Source organism: Amycolatopsis sp. NPDC005961 (assembly GCF_040629235.1).
Taxonomy (GTDB): Bacteria; Actinomycetota; Actinomycetes; order Mycobacteriales; family Pseudonocardiaceae; genus Amycolatopsis; species Amycolatopsis camponoti.
This window is the reverse complement of the sequence record NZ_JBEXVF010000119.1, coordinates 1-18,200: the sequence shown is the minus strand read 5'-3', so window position 1 is coordinate 18,200 and position 18,200 is coordinate 1. Positions and strand designations below refer to the sequence as shown.

Annotated in this window: 13 protein-coding genes; 8 read left to right on the top strand and 5 right to left on the bottom strand. The window is 70.7% G+C overall.

Annotated features, from left to right (window positions below; translation table 11 throughout):
- Positions 1-483 precede the first annotated feature (483 nt).
- The 3 genes from ABZ342_RS47185 to ABZ342_RS47175 all read left to right on the top strand — a co-directional run bounded on the left by ABZ342_RS47185 (position 484) and on the right by ABZ342_RS47175 (position 4,255).
- A complete protein-coding gene (locus ABZ342_RS47185; RefSeq protein ID WP_155544907.1) occupies positions 484-1,248 on the top strand; it encodes a DUF4239 domain-containing protein in 765 nt (254 codons plus the stop codon).
- On the top strand, positions 1,245-2,558 hold the full coding sequence (locus ABZ342_RS47180) for a hypothetical protein (RefSeq protein WP_360488145.1): 1,314 nt from the start codon (positions 1,245-1,247) through the stop codon (positions 2,556-2,558). Before ABZ342_RS47185 ends, ABZ342_RS47180 begins: the two co-directional genes overlap by 4 nt.
- Before the next feature lie 134 nt (positions 2,559-2,692).
- Entirely contained in the window at positions 2,693-4,255 is a 1,563-nt protein-coding gene (locus ABZ342_RS47175) for an esterase-like activity of phytase family protein (protein WP_360488142.1), read from the top strand.
- Between the two features lie 4 nt (positions 4,256-4,259).
- On the opposite strand, the gene ABZ342_RS47170 is transcribed toward ABZ342_RS47175, so the two are convergent.
- The gene (locus ABZ342_RS47170) at positions 4,260-5,276 is read right to left on the bottom strand and encodes an autoinducer 2 ABC transporter substrate-binding protein (protein WP_196425488.1); all 1,017 of its coding nucleotides are present in this window, start codon (positions 5,274-5,276) and stop codon (positions 4,260-4,262) included.
- Positions 5,277-5,538: 262 nt separating this feature from the next.
- Between ABZ342_RS47170 and ABZ342_RS47165 the strand changes: the two genes are divergently transcribed.
- Positions 5,539-5,994, top strand: coding sequence for a DUF4396 domain-containing protein (locus ABZ342_RS47165; protein WP_360488139.1), 456 nt, complete (start codon positions 5,539-5,541; stop codon positions 5,992-5,994).
- Between the two features lie 28 nt (positions 5,995-6,022).
- Here ABZ342_RS47165 and ABZ342_RS47160 read toward each other — a convergent pair whose 3' ends face one another.
- The 3 genes from ABZ342_RS47160 to ABZ342_RS47150 form a co-directional block, all read right to left on the bottom strand.
- Positions 6,023-7,258, bottom strand: a complete 1,236-nt coding sequence (locus ABZ342_RS47160; protein ID WP_360488136.1) for a glucuronyl hydrolase — start codon at positions 7,256-7,258, stop codon at positions 6,023-6,025.
- A gap of 228 nt (positions 7,259-7,486) precedes the next feature.
- Positions 7,487-8,710, bottom strand: coding sequence for a hypothetical protein (locus ABZ342_RS47155; RefSeq protein WP_360488133.1), 1,224 nt, complete (start codon positions 8,708-8,710; stop codon positions 7,487-7,489).
- 87 nt (positions 8,711-8,797) lie between these two features.
- On the bottom strand, positions 8,798-11,731 hold the full coding sequence (locus tag ABZ342_RS47150) for a BTAD domain-containing putative transcriptional regulator (protein ID WP_360488130.1): 2,934 nt from the start codon (positions 11,729-11,731) through the stop codon (positions 8,798-8,800).
- A gap of 114 nt (positions 11,732-11,845) precedes the next feature.
- On the opposite strand from ABZ342_RS47150, the gene ABZ342_RS47145 reads away from it, so the two are divergent.
- The 4 genes from ABZ342_RS47145 (at position 11,846) to ABZ342_RS47130 (ending at position 16,578) form a co-directional block, all read left to right on the top strand.
- Positions 11,846-12,502, top strand: coding sequence for a hypothetical protein (locus ABZ342_RS47145; protein WP_360488127.1), 657 nt, complete (start codon positions 11,846-11,848; stop codon positions 12,500-12,502).
- Between the two features lie 34 nt (positions 12,503-12,536).
- Positions 12,537-14,108, top strand: a complete 1,572-nt coding sequence (locus ABZ342_RS47140; RefSeq protein ID WP_360488124.1) for an alkaline phosphatase D family protein — start codon at positions 12,537-12,539, stop codon at positions 14,106-14,108.
- Positions 14,109-14,132: 24 nt separating this feature from the next.
- Positions 14,133-14,759: a TetR family transcriptional regulator gene (locus tag ABZ342_RS47135; RefSeq protein WP_360488121.1), complete on the top strand. Its 627-nt coding sequence runs from the start codon at positions 14,133-14,135 to the stop codon at positions 14,757-14,759.
- 337 nt (positions 14,760-15,096) lie between these two features.
- Positions 15,097-16,578, top strand: coding sequence for a glycosyl hydrolase family 28 protein (locus tag ABZ342_RS47130; protein WP_360488118.1), 1,482 nt, complete (start codon positions 15,097-15,099; stop codon positions 16,576-16,578).
- 329 nt (positions 16,579-16,907) lie between these two features.
- Here the strand turns inward: ABZ342_RS47130 and ABZ342_RS47125 are convergent, their stop codons facing one another.
- Positions 16,908-18,095: a glycoside hydrolase family 88 protein gene (locus tag ABZ342_RS47125; RefSeq protein WP_360488115.1), complete on the bottom strand. Its 1,188-nt coding sequence runs from the start codon at positions 18,093-18,095 to the stop codon at positions 16,908-16,910.
- Between the last annotated feature and the right edge of the window lie 105 nt (positions 18,096-18,200).

Sequence of the window (18,200 nt, the reverse complement as noted above, 5' to 3'; positions counted from 1 at the left end):
CAGGGTGCGGGCCGCGGCCCGGCCGAGGCTCAGCGGTGCCTGGTCGGTGTCCACCGGGTCGGTGACAGTCACAACGAGAACCACCCAATCATTCGGAAGCCGGGAATGCCCGAGGCTGGCAACGAAGAATCAACATAGCAACGGCGTGCGGCCGCACAATGACACGATCGGGTCGACGGGATATTCACCTGGTTGGTTTCCGGTCGTTTCGGGCACCCTCGTCCCGTCGGCGCTCGCCGGTCATCACCCGCCGTTCGCGGTCGTCACCCGGTCGAGAAGATCGCAGGCCATAAGGGGAATTCGTCGTCGCGGTGGGGAGCGAGGCCGGCCGCCCCGGTGCCGGTGAACTGCGCCGAACCGGCTATGGTCGCGGCCTGGGTGAGGCCACTCGGATGAACCGAACAATTCCCGGTTGTCCGCCCGAAAACGGATGACTAACTTGAGCGATCCGGCGGTGAATCCGTCCGGTGGGAAAGGACGTGGATGAACATCTTCGTGGCCGGCGGTCTGTGGGTGGCCGGCGCGGCCCTCGTCGGGGGCGTGATCGCGTACCTGGTCCGCCGGTTCGGCTGGGACGAGGGGCGGCCGGACAACAACGACGCGGCGGGCCAGGTGTTCACCATCGTCGGCGGGCTGCACGCGGTGCTCGTCGCGTTCGTGCTCATCTCGCTGTTCGACTCGGTCGGCGGCGCGACCCAGGACGCGCAGACCGAGGCGGACAGCCTGATCGCGGCGACCTGGGCGGCCGACGCCCTGCCCGCCGAGACGAAGGACCGGGTGCACCAGCTCGCCGTCGCGTACGCGCGGACCGTCGAGCAGCAGGAGTGGCCGCGCCTCGGCGACGGCAGCGAGATCCCCGCCACGGGCTGGACGCAGCTGGACCAGATGCGCCAGGCCGTCGCGGCCGCCGAGGTCGACGGCGACTGGCAGATCGACCGCAAGACCGAGGCCAGCAACCAGCTCTGGTCGGTCTACCAGGCCCGTACGCAGCGGCTGAACAACGCGGGCGGCGGCGGGGTCGGGGCCGTCGTCTGGTTCGCGCTGATCCTCGGCAGCCTGATCACCGCGATCCTGCTGCCCAACCTCTTCGGCGGCACGCGGCTGGCCGCGCACATCATCATCGTCTCCACCCTGGCCGGCACGATCACGTTGCTGCTGTTCGCGATCTACCAGCTCCAGAACCCGTTCAGCGGGGGCGCGAAGATCCCGGCGGACGCCTTCACCGGCGCGCTGGCCAGGCTGGCTTGACCGGCGGGCGGGCCCGCTGGGCGGCGATGCTCGGCGTGGCCGCGGCGGTGTCGGCCCTGCTCGCGGCGACGGGCTGGCTCGCGCCCGCGTCACCGCGGTACCGGGACCCGGCGGCCCAGGACCCGGGCGTCTGCACGATCCTCCAGGCGGAGAACGAACGCGACGGCGCGCCGACGACGTTGCGGCTGCTGTCCCTGCCCGGCGGGGCGACGAAACGCCTGACGCAGGCGGGCTATTGGATCAACGCGATGGGGTACTCGGCCGCGCAGGACGTCGTGTACGGCGTCGCCGACGGAACGCGCGGCGGCCGGTACGACCACGGTTCGCACGCGGTGCGGATCGACGCGTCGGGCACCGTGGCGGACCTCGGCATCGTCGGCCGCGCGGGCTCGCCGCGTCCGGCGTGGAGTCAGGTCACCGGTGCGACGGCGGGTGCGATCGCCGGGAACCGCTGGTACGTGAGGCAGGACAGCGACCTGTACACAGTGGACATCGACCCGGCGTCCGCGGACTACGTGCGCGTGGTGCACCGGACGGCGCTGCGGCCGGTGTCGCTCGCGGTGGGGGTCGACGACTTCGCGTACGACTCGTCTTCCGGCTTGCTGTACGGCGTCTCGACGACCTCGCGCGGGGACAGCTCGGTGGTGACGCTGGACCCGGCGACGGGGAAGGTCGCGGTGGTGCCCGGGCTGCGGTTCCCGCCCGGGGGCGCGTACGGATCGGTGGTGCTCGGACCCGAAGCGATCTACGCGACGGCCAACCGGGACGGGCGCCGGAGCGTGACCTACCGGGTGCCTCGCGACGGTTCGGGCCCGGCGGTGGAGGTGTCGACCGGCCCGACGCTGGTGAGCGGGGACGCGGCCGGGTGTTTCGCCGAGGCCACTCCGCCGCCTCCGCCCACGACCGTCTCGCAGACACCGACGTCGAGCCCGCCCATCCCGCCGAACACGCCGCCTTCCGAGACGCCGCCGCCGAACTCGACGACCCCGGCACCGACGCCGTCGGCCACGCCGGCGCCGGTGCCGGTGCGGGAGCCACCACCGCCGTCGCGGCCGCCACCGGTGGAGCAGCCGGCAGCGGTGGCCGCGACCCCGGCGCCGACCCCGCCTCCGGTGGCCACGCCTACGCCGAGGGCCGTGGAGCTGCCCCCGCCACCGTCGAAGCGGCACGTGCAGCCGACGCCGACGCCGGAGCCGGTGGTCGAAGGCACCGCGGTGAAGACGCAGGAGAAGCGCCGGTGGGGACTGACGGCACTGATCCTGGTGCTGGGCGGCGGGGCGGCGGCAGGCCACGTCCGACGCCACCGCTGACCTGGTGGCCGGCCGCGGCAGACCCGCCGGTCGCACCGTTAACGTCCCGGCCTCCTCGATGCCAGCCGGCGTCCACTTCGGCCACGAAGACTCCTCCTCCGGCGCGGTCCACGCGCCGGAGGAGGAGAAACGGGATGAAGCGGGTAACGATCGCCCTGGTCGCCGGGGTGCTGGCCCTGCCACTGGCCGCCGGTCCGGCCGAGGCGCACGACCACGGGCCGCGGGCGAAGGACGACCACTTCCGCACCCACGCCGGGCGGAGCCTGACCGCGGACGTGCTCGGCAACGACCGCGCCACCGCCGTCGTCCGGCACACCGCCGCCGCGCACGGGACCGTCGACCTCGCCGCCGACGGCACCCTCCGCTACACCCCCGCGCCCGGCTTCACCGGCCGGGATTCCTTCACCTACACCGTTTCCGACGCCGTGAAGCTCTACCCGACGGCCCTCGCGCCGCTGGCCACCATCGGCGGCGTGCAGCTCAAGGGCGGGGCGTACGGCTCCGCGCTCACGCCCGTGCCCGGCGAGAAGGACGAGTTCTACGGCCTCACCGATCGCGGCCCGAACGTCGACGCGCCCGACGGCGGCAAGATCGAGCCGCTGCCCGCCTTCACCCCCGCCACCGGGAAGTTCCGGCTCCGGCACGGCAAGGCCGTGCTGGAGAAGACCATCCCGTTGCGCGCGGAGGACGGCACGCCGTACAACGGCCAGGTCAGCCCGCTCGCCGACACCGGCGAGAAGATCGTCGACCTGAACGGGAACGTCCTGCCGAAGTCGGCGAACGGCTACGACTCCGAAGGCCTTGTCGCGCAGAAGGACGGCACCTTCTGGGTCTCCGACGAGTACGGTCCCTTCATCACCCACTTCGGCCGTGACGGCCGCGCGCTCGAGCGGCTGTCGCCGTTCGACGGCTCGCTGCCCGCCGAACTGAAGTACCGCGTGCCCAACAAGGGCATGGAGGGTCTCGCGCTCACCCCGGACGGCCGGACGCTCGTCGGCGTCATGCAGTCGGCGCTGCAGCAGCCGGACCTGACGAAGAAGCCGGGCAACGTCACCACGCTGCGGATCGTCACCGTCGACCTGCGCACCCGTGCCACCCACGAGTACCTCTACCTGCTCGACGACCCGGACAGGACGAGCACCGCGGTCAGCGAGATCACCGCGCTCTCGGCGACGCGCTTCCTGGTGGACGAGCGTGACGGAAAGCCGGAACCGGGCGCCTTCAAGAAGCTCTACGAGATCGACCTGACCGGCGCCACCGACGTCGGCCCGAAGGCCGCCGGGTACGACGCCGTCAAGGGCGGCCTGCTCGTCGGCGGCAAGAGCATCGACGCCTACGTCGGCAAGGACACGACGGCCGAGGCGACGAAGGACCTCGCCGCCGCCGGGATCACGCCGGTGAGCAAGAAGCTGTTCCTCGACCTCGGTGCCCTCGTCACGAGCCTGGACCCGAGCGGCGGCTTCTTCGGCCACGACAAGGTCGAGGGCGTCGCGACGACCGACGGCGGCCGGACCCTCGTGATCAGCAACGACAACGACTTCGGCATCGACGGCGTGACGAACGCGGCCCCGCCGTACGCGCTGCACTCGAAGACGCTGCCGGACGGCCGCCAGGACGACGGCGAGTACCTCGCGGTCGACACGACGAAGCTCCCGGCGGTGACGAGCACCGCGACGGTCACGATCGACGTGCGGTAGCCCGTCAGTACTTGAACTGGTCGACGTTGTCGGCGGTGATGAGCAGCGGATCGCCCAGCAGGACGGTTTTCGACTCGGGGTCGTACTTCACCGCCGGCAACTCCAGGCTCACCTTGTTGAACGCGCTCAGCTGCTTGCCGTCGGCGACCTGCTTCGCCGTCCACGCGGTCAGGTAGCCGAGCGACTCGACGTTCCACAGCACGGACTGCGAGCACGAGCCGTCGAGCAGGTACGGCTTGATCGACTGGGGTGTCCCGATGCCGACGGTGAACACCTGGCCGATCTTCTGCTGCTCCTGGACGGCCTTCGCGACGCCGGGCGCGGACGTCGTGCACTCGCCGACCATGCCGTTGAGGTCCGGGTGGCGGGCCATCAGCTCCTTGGCGAGGTTCGTCGCGTTGTCCTGGTCTTCGCCCGCGTACACGGTTTCGACGAGCTGCGCCTTCGGGTAGTGCGCGGCCGTGTAGGTCTTCTGGACCGAGATCCAGGTGTTGAGGTTCGCCGCGGCCGGGCCGCACGAGACGATCGCGTACTTGCCGGTGCCGCCGGTCCGCTTCATCAGCGCGTCGGTGAGCGCGGCGCCGATGCCCTCGGCGCTGGCCTGGTTGACGAACACCTCGCGCTGCGTCCCGGGCGCGTCGGTGTCCGAAGTGAGCACGTGGATGCCCTTCGCGCGCGCCTCGGCGATGGCCGGCGCGAGCGCGGCCGGGTCGTTCGGCGCGACGACGATGACGTCGGTCTTCTTCGCGATCAGGTCGCGCACGATGGTGACCTGGTCGGCGGGGTCGACGGTCTTCGGGCCGACCATGGACCACTGCACGCCCAGCTGCTTCGCCGCTTCGAGGCCGCCGGTGTTCATCGCCTGGAAGTACGGGATGCCGTCGACCTTGGGCACGAACGCGATCCGCGTCGGCGTCGGTGCCGGGGCGCTGCCCAGCTGGTCCGAGCAGCCCCCGAGCGCGAGCGCCGCACCCAGCAGCAGCGTCGCGACCAGCCGGAACGTCTTCGTCGGCCCTCGCATCCCCACCCATTCCTCGGGACTTTCGAACGGTCTGCGCGCGGTGGAGACCAAGGGCGAAGGTAGGGCCCCGCGTAACGGTGGTCAACGGGATGTGCGCAAAGGGTTACGGAAGCGAGTTCTACCTGGTGGGTTTCTGGCGGGATTCGCCTGGTCGGCGGTGTCGGGCACGGTGAGTGACGACTACTCGTCCCAGTGTCACCCACTGCTGCAAGCTGACGCGTCAGGCAGCGCGTTGATACCCCTTGGGGGTATAGTGGCAGGCATGAGCGAACAGCACGGAGCTTCGTGGGCGACAGCGATCCAGGCGACCCTGCACTGCCTGACCGGCTGTGCGATCGGTGAGGTGCTCGGGATGGTCCTCGGCACGGCGTTCGGCCTGCACAACGCGGCCACCGTCGTCCTGTCGATCGTCCTGGCGTTCGTCTTCGGCTACGGCCTGACCATGCGGGGCGTGCTGAAGTCGGGCCTGCCCGCGGCGGCGGCGTTCAAGGTCGCGCTGGCCGCGGACACGGTGTCGATCGCCGTGATGGAGCTGATCGACAACACGGTCGTCGTGGCGATCCCGGGGGCGATGAACGCCGGCCTCGCCAGCTTCCTCTTCTGGCTGGCGCTGGTGCTTTCGCTAACCATCGCGTTCGTCGTCACGGTGCCGGTGAACAAGTGGATGATCGGGCGCGGCCTCGGCCACGCGAAGGTGCACGCGCACCACCAGCACTGACGGGGGAGGTGGCGGCCTCCCCGGCGGGTCAGACGCTCGAGAGGTCGACGGCGCGGTCGACCTTCCGCCGGTCGAGCACCCGCAGGACGCCTTCCAGCAGGTAATAGTCGGCGTAGGGGAGCGACACCTCGATGCCGTCCTCGGCCGGCCGGTTGCGGGTGCAGCGCGCGACGCTCGCCTCGGCCCGGGTGGACTTCGTCGTCAGGCAGGTCCGCGAGATCGCCGACAGGATCCGCAGCGCGCTGTCGCGGTACTGCGAGCGGTGGGTGAGCTCCGCGAGGTCGAGCAGGCCGCAGGCCATGATCACGCCGGCGGAGGCGTCCTTGACGTCGTCCGGCGCCTGGGGCGCGAGGTAGTCCCACACCGGCACGTGGTCGGGCGTCAGGTGTGCCAGGGCGAAGTCCGCGAGTTTCCGGGCGGTGGCCAGGAACTCCTGGTCGCCGGTGCGGCGGTGGATGGTCGTGAAGCCGTAGATGCCCCACGCCTGCCCGCGAGACCAGCAGGACGCCGGGCTGTAGCCCTGCACCGTGTTCGGCCCGATCGGCGCGCCGGTCACCGGGTCGAAGTCGAAGACGTGGGGAGTGGACCCGTCCGGGCGGACGAAGTTCTTCTGCGCGGTCTTCGCGTGCGCCACGGCGATTTCGAGGTACCGCGGGTCCCCGGACTGCTTGGTGGCGAACGCCAGCAGGTCGAGGTTCATCATCGTGTCCATGATGACGCGGCCCGCGTCCTTGGGATCGGTGAGCGCGCCCCAGGCGCGGATGAACCCGCCGGCCGGGTTGTAGCGCTTGATCAGCGACGACGCGGCCTGCACCGCGCCCGCCCGCCACTTGTCGTCGCCGGTCAGCCGCCACGCGGTGACCCACGACGGGTAGAAGAGGAAACCGAGGTCGTGCGTGCCGGTGTCGTTCTGCCGCGGCGCGAGTTTCTCCGCGGACGCCAGGGCGAGGGTCTTGAATTGTTCGTCGCCGCTGTGCAGGTACGCCAGCCACAACTGGCCGGGCCAGAATCCGCCGACCCAGTCGCCATTCTGCGAATAGGTCCATTTCTCGAACTTCGTGCCGACCGGAAACGCGGTGACGCCGGGGGCCACCGCACGCAGCTTGGCGACCGCGTAGTCGGCCGCTTGGCGGAGCGTCCGGGTGACGGATGCCTGGTCGGAGGCATCGGGGGAGGCCGCGGAAGCGGTCGTGGAAGTGCTGGCGCTCACCGCCACCGCGGCACCGGCCGCGGTGGTCAGCAGGGTTCTCCGGGTAACGCTCACAGGTGCCCGCCATTCCGTGTGGGGAAATGCTCCAGGTGCCCGGAGTTTTTCACAATCGTCACGACGTGTACAGCGGGCGGACATTAGTTCATGAATGTGAATGATGGACCGGTGAGCGGAATACCCCGGAAAGGGCGAAGGCCCGGCGGGGGACACCGGGCCTTCGCTTCTCTCGCGGGGATGAGGGCAGTCAACCACGCGAACCTCGGGGCTCGATCGAGCCGCGGTTCAGCACAGGGGCGCGACCGGTTCGTCGGAGCCGGTCTGCAGGTACGTGTCCGAGACGTAGTTGTTCGGGCCGATCCGGTCCCAGATGGTGCTGGTGCCGAACGTGCCGGTGACGCTGTCGCCCAGGACGTAGCACTCGATGTTGACCCGGGCGTAGTTCGCCGCGAGACCCTTGACGGCGGCCGAGGTGCTCGCGCTCGCCCGCACGTTCATCGGGTCGCCCGCGGTCTTCACCGTGCCGGTCGGGCCGGTGCCGGTCCACAGGTAGGTGACGTTCACGTTCCCGTTGTCCGACATGCCGAGCCCGTCGTAGAAGACGCCGTCGCCGAGGTCGATGCCGGCCGGGTTGCCGACCTTGTAGCCGAGGTCGTCCTTGCCGCCGTTGTAACCGTTGTGGTAGGCGGCGTAGGCCTCGGGCTGGCCCTGCGGGAGGTCCTTGTACTCGTAGCGCACCGAAGCCGGGTTCCAGTAGTCGTCCTTGGTGTTCCACGGGCCGACGTCCCACACCGGCGCGTACTCGCAGCGGCTGTTGTCGGACTTGCAGACGCGGACGCTGTAGGAGCCGGACGCCTTCGGGGAGAGCCCGCGGCCGGACGGCAGCGCGACGAAGTGGTCGCGGCTGGTGATGACGTGGCCGTTCGCGGTGGTGCCGCCGACGAGACCTTCGCGGGTGGCGTAGATCTTGTAGGTCAGCGCGGCCGTCGCGGCGAGCGCGTTCACCTGCGGGGCGCTGTCGGCGCTCAGCCCGAGGCCCTTGACGGCCGGGCGGACGCCGTCGGTGTCGCTGTGCAGGCTGACCCGCGCCTGCACGACGCTGACGGCGGTCTTGAACGCCGTGCCGGCGGGCGTCCACTCGGTCCAGTCGTTCACCCCGGTGCGGCCGCGGACGTCGACTTCGACCGCGGTGCCCTTCGGGGTGTCGGCGGACAGCTCCGCGCTGACGCGGTTCGCCGGGGTGCCCAGCGCGTGCTCGGCGGTGATGAAGCTGCCTTCACTGCCGGCGAACACCTGCGCGGTTCTGTGCCACGCGGCGTCGGCCAGGGTCAGGGTTCCGCCCGCACCGGTGACGTTGACGTCGTCGAAGTCCACAGTGGACACGTTTTCCTGCCAGCTCGCGCCACTGGTGGTGGTCGCGGCCTGGGCGGGTGCTCCGGCCAGCGCCGTCACCGCCCCGGCGGCCAGAACCGCCGCGGTCACGCGGCCGGCTTTCTTGATCCGGATCATCCCCGGTTCTCCTCTCGCACTCGTTCACTCGAACGTGGCGAAAGACTGACGGGGTGGCGTACATGATCCGTACAAGCAGTGCGTGGGTCAGGCCGAAACGATGTGCGGGGGCTCCTCCACCGAGGTCGCGGGCTCCGGCGGCCGCGACGAAAGCTCCCGCCAGATCGCCAGCGCGCGCTCCGAATAGTCCCGCGACCGCTCCGGCTGCGACAACGCCCGGTGCAGCTCGCCGAGCAGCTGCGACACCTCGGCCTCCGAGCGCCGGTCGCCGTTGCGCCGGTGCACCGAAAGGGAGTTCACCAGCAACAGCTGCGCGTGCGCGAAATCCCCGCTGTGCAAGCACAGCTCCCCGAGGTTCTGGTTCGCGTACCCCACGCAGTGGTCGTCGCCGAGGTCGGTGAAGATCGCGATCGCCTGGTCGACGTGCTCGCGCGCCGCCGCGAGGTTGCCCTGGTGCTGGAACAGCAGCCCCAGCCGCTTGTACGCGTGCGCCTCGCGGTGGCGGTCGCCGATCGCCGCCGACAGCTCCAGCGCGTCGGTGAACCAGCGCTTCGCCGCCGCGTAGCAGCCGCGCGACATCCAGACCGCGCCCGCGCCCAGGCGGGCCACCGCTTCGCCGTTCGGGTCGCCTTCCTCGGCGAACAGCTTCAGCGCTTCGTGGCAGTGGTCGAGCGCCAGGCCGTCCTGGCCGTCGATGCGCAGGATCGTGGCCAGCCCGGTCAGCGCGATGGCCACGCCCTGCGCGTCGCCGACCCGCTCGAACAGCGCCTTCGACTCCGCGAACGCCACTCGCGAACCCGCGTATTCGTCCTGGTAAAGCAGGTACTGACCGAGATTGCGCTGGACGATCGCCTCCCCGCGCAGCGAACCGGTCCGGCGGGCCGCCTCGAGCGCGATCGTGTGGGTGCTGTGCCAGTCGTCCTGGTGGCCGCGCAGGTCGAAGTACGGCGTCAACGCCGACGCCAGCTGCCACGCCAAGTCGTCGAAGCCGTGCGAAGCGGCCAGCGAGACCGCCGCGACGCTCGTGTGCCGCTCGGCCGCGAACCACGCCGCCGGGTCGTCGGGCAGCACGTCGGCGGGCACGGCCGGGCGCGGCAGCTCGTCGTCGCAGTACATGCCGAAGAAGTGCAACGGCATCCGCCGCGCGGCTTCCAGGGCGAGCGCCAGGTATCCCTCGAGAACCCGGCGAAGCGCCGCGCGCGTCTTCGCCGCGTCACTCTGCTCCGCCAGCTCCACCGCGTACACGCGCAACAGATCGTGCAGCCGGTAGCGCGGCTGCCCGGCCGAGTCGGAGCCGACGAGCTCGACGAGGTGGCCGTCGACCAGCACGTCGAGGACGTCCTCGGCCTCGCGGCGGCCCAGCACGGCCGCGACCGCCCACGCCGGGAACTGCACCGGCCCGAGCAGCCCGAGCCCGCGGAACGCCGTGGCCGCCGACATCGGCAGCAGGTCGTAGGACAGCGTCACGCTCGCGCGGACGGCGAGGTCGCCGACGCGCAGCTCGTCGAGCCGGCGGTGCTCGTCGCGCAGCCGGTCGGCCAGCAGCCGCAGCGTCCAGCCCGGCCGGTTCGTCAGCTTCGCGCCGGCCACCCGGATCGCCAGCGGCAGGTGCCCGCACTGGCGCAGGATCGCCGCGGCGCTCTCCGGCTCGGCGGCCACCCGCTCGGCGCCGACGATGCCCTGCAGCAGCCGCGCGCCTTCGTTTTCGGGCAGCAGGTCGACGTCGACCGGCGTCGCCCCGGGGAGGCCGGGCAGCCGGAGCCGGCTGGTCACCAGCACCGCGCACGCGCCGGCGCCGGGCAGCAGCGGGCGCACCTGGGCGGCGCTGCCCGCGTCGTCGAGCACCACGCACATCCGCCGTCCCGCCAGCCGCGAGCGCAGCAGCGCCGAGCGTTCCGCGGGCTCGCGCGGCAGGCCGGCGTCCGGGATGCCGAGCGCGCGCAGCAGTTCCGCGAGGACGCCCATCGGGGCCCGCGGCGACGACGACGTGCCGGCCAGGTCGACGTGCAGCTGGCCGTCGGGGAAGTCGTCGCGCACCGCGTGCGCGACCCGGACGGCGACCGCCGACTTCCCGACGCCGGGGGCGCCGGCGAGCACGACCACCGCGGGCGTGCCCGAGTCCGCGCGCTCCCGCAGCAAGCCGGTGACCTCGGCGATCACGTCGTCGCGGCCGGTGAAGTCCGGCAGGTCGAGCGGCAGCTGGCAGACCGGGACGAAGTCCGCCGGGCGCCCGGCGGGCAGGCTCTCGGTCACCAGCGTCGCGCGCAGCTCCCGCAGCCGCGCGCCCGGCTCGGCGCCGAGCTCTTCGCGCAGCACGCGCTCGGCCGACTCGTACGCCTCGACGGCGTCCGCGGTCCGGCCGGCGGCGCGCAGCGCGACGATCAGCTGCGCCCACAGCTCTTCGCGCAGCGGGTGCTCGGTGACCAGGCCGCGCAGCTCGGCGACGGCCTCGCCGCAGCGGCCGAGGTCGATCCGGGCGCGCAGGCGCTGTTCCTGCACCGAAAGCCGGAGTTCGGCGAGCCGGGCGACGCTCGCGCCCCAGCTGTGGTCGTGCGGGAGTCCTTCGAGGACTTCGCCGCGCCACAGCGCGTCGGCCCGGTCGAGCAGCTTGAGAGCGCTCTCCGCGTCGGCCCGGTCGAGCGCTTCCTGCGCTTCGGCGGCCAACGCCGTGAACGCGAGGTGGTCCAGCTCTTCGGCCGACGCGGTCAGCAGGTAGCCGGACGCCCGGCTGCTGATCCGTTCGCCGAGGTCGGGGTCGATCTCGGCGAACCGTCTCCGGAGAGAATGGACGTACGTGCGGATGTTCGCCGCGGCCGAACGCGGGGCCGCCTGCGGCCACAACACCTCGACCAGCAGGTCCGCGGACACGACGACGTTCGGCTGCAGCGCCAGCGCGGCCAGCAGCAGCCGGGGCTTCGGCCCGCCGAGCGGGATCACCTGCCCGGCGGCGGTGACCTCCAGCGGACCGAGGACGCGGATCGTCAGCGAGGTGGCCTCAACCTGCCCGATGAGTTCCCCCATGAGCGGATGCTATGACCCGTTCGACCTCAGGGGATAGATCCATTCGGAGTGTCTGCCCGCAGCCGTGGCGGACCTTTGTACGAGTCGTGTACGAGCCCGGGTCACGCTCCCGCCATGAAGCGTTCGAACCTCCGGCGGATAGCCGGTCTTGGGCTCGTCCTCGCGACGGTCGGCGCGCTGGCGGTGGGTGGCGCGATCGAGGCGTCGGCCGCGGCGACCGGCACCGTCAAGACCGCGGGCGACCCCCTCAACGTCCGCCGGGCACCCACCGCGGGGGCCACGGCCGTCAAGACCGTCGCGAACGGCGCGTCCGTCACCATCGACTGCCAGACGACCGGCACGTCGGTGACCGGGACCTACGGCACGGGCACGTTGTGGGACTACGTTCCCGCGCTCGGCGGGTACATCTCGGACACCTACGTCTACACCGGCTCCGACCAGCGGGTCGCGCCCGACTGCGGCGTCGGTTCGGGCAGCGGCCAGTGCGCCGACGCGTGCGCCGGCGAAGGGCAGTACCGCTCGTCCGACTCCCACTTCCTGGTCTACGACACCGATGCCGACGGCTACTCGGCCGTCGTCGCGTACTGGCTCAAGGGCGGCGCCGGGCCGTTCTACGTCTGGAACTCCGGCGGCGAGGGCACGAAGGTCGACAAGGCCGTCACCGTCCCGCACGGGGGCTGGGTGTTCTACAAGGTCTGCGTCGCGAACTACACGACCACCAAGCCGGACCTGAAGTCCTGCAGCGACGGCATCACCGACTTCGCGGCCTGACCGCGTCTTCCCCTTCCCCGAAAGGCATTCCGACATGGTTCAGGTCAACCGGCGCAAGGTGCTCCTCGGCGGGCTCGCCGCGGTCACCGCCACCGCGGCGTCGGCGGCGCTGCCGTCGTGGGCGAACGCCCGCACCACGGCGGCCGCCCCCACGATCCACGACCCCTTCCAGCTCGGCGTCGCGTCCGGCGATCCGCTTCCCGACAGCGTGGTGCTCTGGACGAGACTCGCGCCGGCGCCGCTCAACGCCGACGGCTACGGCGGCATGCCGGACGCGACCTACGCGGTCGACTGGGAGATCGCGAACGACGAGGCGTTCTCCTCGATCGTCCAGACCGGCTCGGTGAACGCGGCCCGCGCGTCCGCGCACAGCGTCCACATCGAACCGGTGGGCCTGCAGCCGGCGCGCGAGTACTTCTACCGCTTCAAGAGCTCCGGTTACATCTCGCCGGTCGGCCGCACGCGCACCGCGCCCGCCGCCGGTGCCGCGGTCAACCAGCTCAAGTACTGCTTCACCTCCTGCCAGCACTGGGAGGAGGGCTACTACCACGCGTACAAGGGCGTCGTGGCCGACGACCCGGACCTGGTGCTGTTCCTCGGCGACTACATCTACGAGAAGAAGTCGGGCCGCACCGCGCAGGAGCGCAATCCGCGCAGCCTCGCCGTCGCCGACGACGCGACCACGCTCGCCCTGTACCGCGCCCGCCACGGCCAGCACAAGACCGACGCCGACCTGCAGGCCGCGCACGCGATCGCGCCCTGGGTCGTGGTCTTCGACGACCACGAGGTCATGAACAACTGGAACGGCACCACCTCGCCCGCGCCCGCCGCGCGCAAGGCCGCCGGGTTCCAGGCTTTCTACGAGCACACCCCGATCCGCTCGACGGCCAAGCCGAACGGCTCGTCGATCCAGCTGTACCGGCAGCTCATGTGGGGCAACCTGGCGCGGTTCCACATGCTCGACACGCGCCAGTACCGCAGCGCGCAGGTGGCCGACCCGTCCGGTTCGGCGGGGCCGGCCTGCACCGACATGCGCAACACCTCGCGCAGCATCCTCGGCAGCACCGAAGAAGCGTGGCTGCTCAAGCAGTTCGAGTCGCACCCGGCCACCTGGGACTTCCTCGGCCAGCAGGTCTTCTTCGCGACGCGGGACGGCGACGGCGACAAGGCGACCTGCGAGAGTCCCGACTCCTGGCAGGGCTACGAGGCGTCCCGGAACCGGATCCAGCAGGGCTGGGTCGACCGGAAGGTCGCCAACCCGGTGGTGCTCACCGGCGACGTCCACCGGCACTGGGCCGCCGACCTGCGGCTCGACTACTTCGACCACAGCGACCCGCTGATCGGCTCGGAGCTGGTCACGACGTCGGTGACGAGCAACAGCGACACCGCGACCCCGCCGACCGCGGCCTGGCTGGCGAACAACCCGCACGTCAAGTACTGCAAGGGCGAGCGCGGCTACGTCCGCGTCACGACCACGCCGGGGCAGATGCGAGCCGATTTCATGACGACGTCCGACACCAGCGTCTACGACCCGGCGTCGGTCGTGATCAAGAACGATGTCAGCTACGTAGTGCAAGCAGGACGGCCTGGCCTGCAGAAGGTCTGACGCCGGGGCGCTACGCTCAGTGACGTGAGCGAAGAACTGGGTCTGCGGGAGCGCAAGAAGCTCCGCACGCGGGCGGCGATCTCGGCGGCGGCCATCGGGCTCTTCCTCGACCGCGGTTTCGACGCGGTCGGGGTCGCCGAGGTGGCGCGGGTGGCCGAGGTGTCCAAGCGGACCCTCTTCGCCTACTTCCCGTCCAAGGAGGACCTGGTGCTGCACCGGTTCGCCGACCACGAGACCGACGCGGCGGACATCGTCCGCGCGCGGCGGCCGGGGCAGGGTGCGCTGTCGGCGTTGCGGGAGGCGTTCCTGCGCGGGCTCGAAGAGCGTTCACCGGTCACCGGCCTGTGCGACGAGCCCGCGGTGCTCGCGGTGTTCCGGCTGGTCACCGGCACGCCGGCGCTGGTCGCGCGGCTCGCGGAGTTCGCGTCCGCGGGAGAGGTGGCGCTGGCCGCCGCGCTCGCCGAGGCCGGTGTCCCCGCCCCGGACGCCGGCCTGGCCGCCGCGCAGATCGCGGCGGTCCGCCGGACGCTCGCCACGGCGAACATGGACGCGGTCGCGGCCGGCGTCCCCGCGGACCGGCGCCACCCGGAGGCCGCGGCGGCGGCCGAACGGGCGTTCCACCTGCTGGCGTCCGGAGTAGGGTTCGCCTGAGCCGCCCGGATCGTGACGAATTCATGGTCCGGACCATGACGGATGCACGTTTTCACCGGGCTCTTCGAAGGTAGACTGCGAATCCGGAAAGGACACCGGAGCCGGCCCCGGTGTCCCCGCCGCGGCCCGGCCACGGTTTCCGGCCACACACGAACACCGGGGGACCCGCGTCCGACTGGGGGTGGCGCGGGTCCCCCGGGCCTCACGGGAATGGGCTTTCCCCGCTTTCCCGCCGATCTTGACACCTCGCTCGCGGCCCTCGTAGGCTGAGTGCTCCGCCGTCATGTCCCGCTTTCCCGAAGCATTGCGAGCTCGAATCATGACAAGGCGGTCAACGGTGAAAAGATTCTTGCTGGTTTCCTGCGCGGTCGCGGCATTGGTGGTGGCCGGTGCGGGGGTGTCCGCCGCCGCTCCCGGCGGCGTTTACGACGTCAAGGACTACGGCGCCAAGGGGAACGGGTCCACCAACGATTCCGGCGCCATCGACAAGGCGATCACGGCGGCGAACGCCGCGGGCGGCGGTACCGTCCGGTTCACTTCGGGGAACTACAAGTCGGCCGACACGGTCCACCTGAAGAGCAACGTGACGATCCAGCTGGACGCGGGCGCGACGATCACCGGGTCGAGCGCGGACAGTTACGACAAGCCCGAGTCCAACCCGAACGACAGCTACCAGGACTACGGCCACAGCCACTTCCACAACGCGATGTTCTACGGTGACAAGCTGACGAACATCGGGTTCACCGGCGCCGGCACGATCGACGGCGGCGGAAACCTCATCACCGGCAACCCGAAGTCCGGCGAGGCCGACAAGATCCTTTCGCTCACCCGCTGTGATGGTCTCACGCTGTCCGGGATCAAGCTGCGCCGAGGCGGCCACTTCGCGGCGCTGATCAACGGCTGCACGAACGTCGTCTCCGACAAGCTGACGATCGACACGGCGAGCGACCGCGACGGCTGGAACATCATCAGCACGACGAACGTCACGATCACGAATGCCACCATCGCGGCGAACGACGACGCACTCGTGTTCAAGAGCGACTACGCGCTCGGCGCGAAACTGCCGAACGGGAACGTCACGGTGACCGGCGCGAAACTGTCGGCGGTCTGCTGCAACGCGCTGATGTTCGGTTCCGAGACGTGCGGCGACTTCACCGGTTACCAGTTCTCGGACATCACGATCACCGGCGCCCACAAATCGGGTCTCGGTATCGTTTCGATGGACGGCGCGAAGATTTCCGACGTGCACTACCGCAACATCACGATGTCGGGCACGTATTCGCCGATCATGATGAAGATCGGCACGCGCAAGAGGTGCGGCAACAAGCCGGGCGTCGGCTCGATCAGCGGGATCACGTTCGACAACGTCACCGGGACGCACGCGGGCACCAACTTCAGCCCGACGATCTGGGGCGCGGACAGCACCCACCGCGTCTCCGACGTGACGTTCACCGGCGTCCACCTGAACGTCCCGGGCGGCAACGGCACCGCGGGCACCGGCGTCCCGAGCAACAACGCGACGGACTACAACCCGAAGAGCATCGGCACGCGGCCGTCGTACGGCTGGTACGTGCACTACGCGTCGGGCGTCAAGTTCGTGGACAGCTCGGTGGAGTTCGCGAAGGACGACGGCCGGCCGGCGAGCATCGTGAACAACAGCTCGGACGTGACGTTCGACCACTTCACGGCGGAGAAGGGCTCGAAGAGCCCGTTCGACATCGGCTTCCAGACGGTGACGGGCTACTGCGTCAAGAACTCGGCGACGACGTCGGGCTCGGCCCTGCGGCTGAACACCTCAGGCTCGACCTCGACCTGCTGACCAGCGTGCCGGGGCCCCTTCCCGCGAGCGGGAAGGGGCCCCACGCGTGTCGGGAGAGGCATCACTCGTGATTGAAGGGGCATCACTCGTGATCAGAGGGTCGACACGGCGGAACCGCCCGGCGACGTCGTGTCGACCCTCCAATCACGCGAGTCGACTCTCCAAACACGCGTGTCGACCCTCCAATCACGCGTGTCGGCCCTCCAATCACGCGTGATGCCTTCCCAGTCACGCGTGATGCCTCCTCGATCACGCGTGATGCCCCTTTCCGCACGGACGAAGGGGCCCCGGCTGGTGAGCCGGGGCCCCTTCTGCGGCGCGCCTCGAGGTCAGTGGGAGTACTGCTCGTTCATGATCAGGAACGCGCCCAGGCCGTGGAAGTCGTTCGTCTTGCGGGCGCGGGCGTAGTAGTACGACAGGTCGCCGACGTTCGTGCCCTCGCAGATGTCCGTGATGTTCGTCAGGCCGTCCGACCCCACCGACACCTTCTTCAGCACGCCGGCGTACCCGCGGTCCGCGACCGCCTGGTACGACGCCGGCAGGTAGCCGCGCTGCACGCCCCGGGCCATCGTGAACGTGTACATCGACGACGCCGACGTCTCCAGCCAGTTCTTCGAGTCGCCACCGCGGTCGACGACCTGGTACCAGCGGCCGGTCGCCGCGTCCTGGTAGCGCTGGTAGCCCGCCGCCAGGAACTGGACGATCTCGATCAGCGCCGCCCGCCGCGGGTGGTTCGCGGGCAGCACCTCGAGGATGTCGATGGCCGCCATGCCGAACCAGCCGATCGCGCGGGCCCAGTGGTACTTCGAGTGGTGCCCGGTGCCGGACGCCCACGACTCGGAGCCGTCCTCGTCGTAGGCGTGGTACAGCAGGCCCTTCGCCGGTTCGCGCAGGTGGCTGAAGTAGACGACGAGGTTCTTCGCCGACTCCTCGAAGCAGTAGCCGCCGTCGGCGAACGCCGCGCCGTACAGCGCGAGGAACGGCTGGGCCATGTAGACGCCGTCGCCCCACAGCTGGCCGACCTTGCTCGTCGCGTGGAACATGCCGCCGTCGGACGTGCGCGGGTAGGCCGGGAACCGCTTGCGCAGCTGGTCGGCGGCCGTCTTGTACTTCTTGCGGCCCGTCTCCGCGAACAGCAGCGGCAGCATCTGGCACGAGCGCATCGAGTCGAGGTTGGTGAAGCTGTTCGAGATCCCGCTGTCGGTGATGAAACGGTCGTACCACGCGACGATGTAGTCGAGGTACTTCTGCTCACCGGTGCGCTTGTAGAAGAGGTACTGGCCGTAGAGGTACAGCCCGAGGGTGTAGCCCCAGCCGCCGATCTTCGCCGGCGTGTAGCGCTTCATCGTCGAGTCGATGACCGCGCGGGACCAGTCCGCCGGTGCCGTCGCGCCGCCGATCGGGGGTAGCCGGTCCGCCGCGCGCGCGACGGGACCCGCCGCGGCGAGGGCGCCCAACGCGCCCAGGGTGCCGGCCAGGACCGCGCGCCGGGTCGGGCGAAGGGGGTGCTCGGACATTCGTTGTCCTTTCGTGCACGGGCCCCGGTGGACCGGGCACTTCCCCGGGGGTTCGGCCCGATGATCCGGGTCGTGTTGCCCTTGGCGACGGCGTGGGCCCAGAAG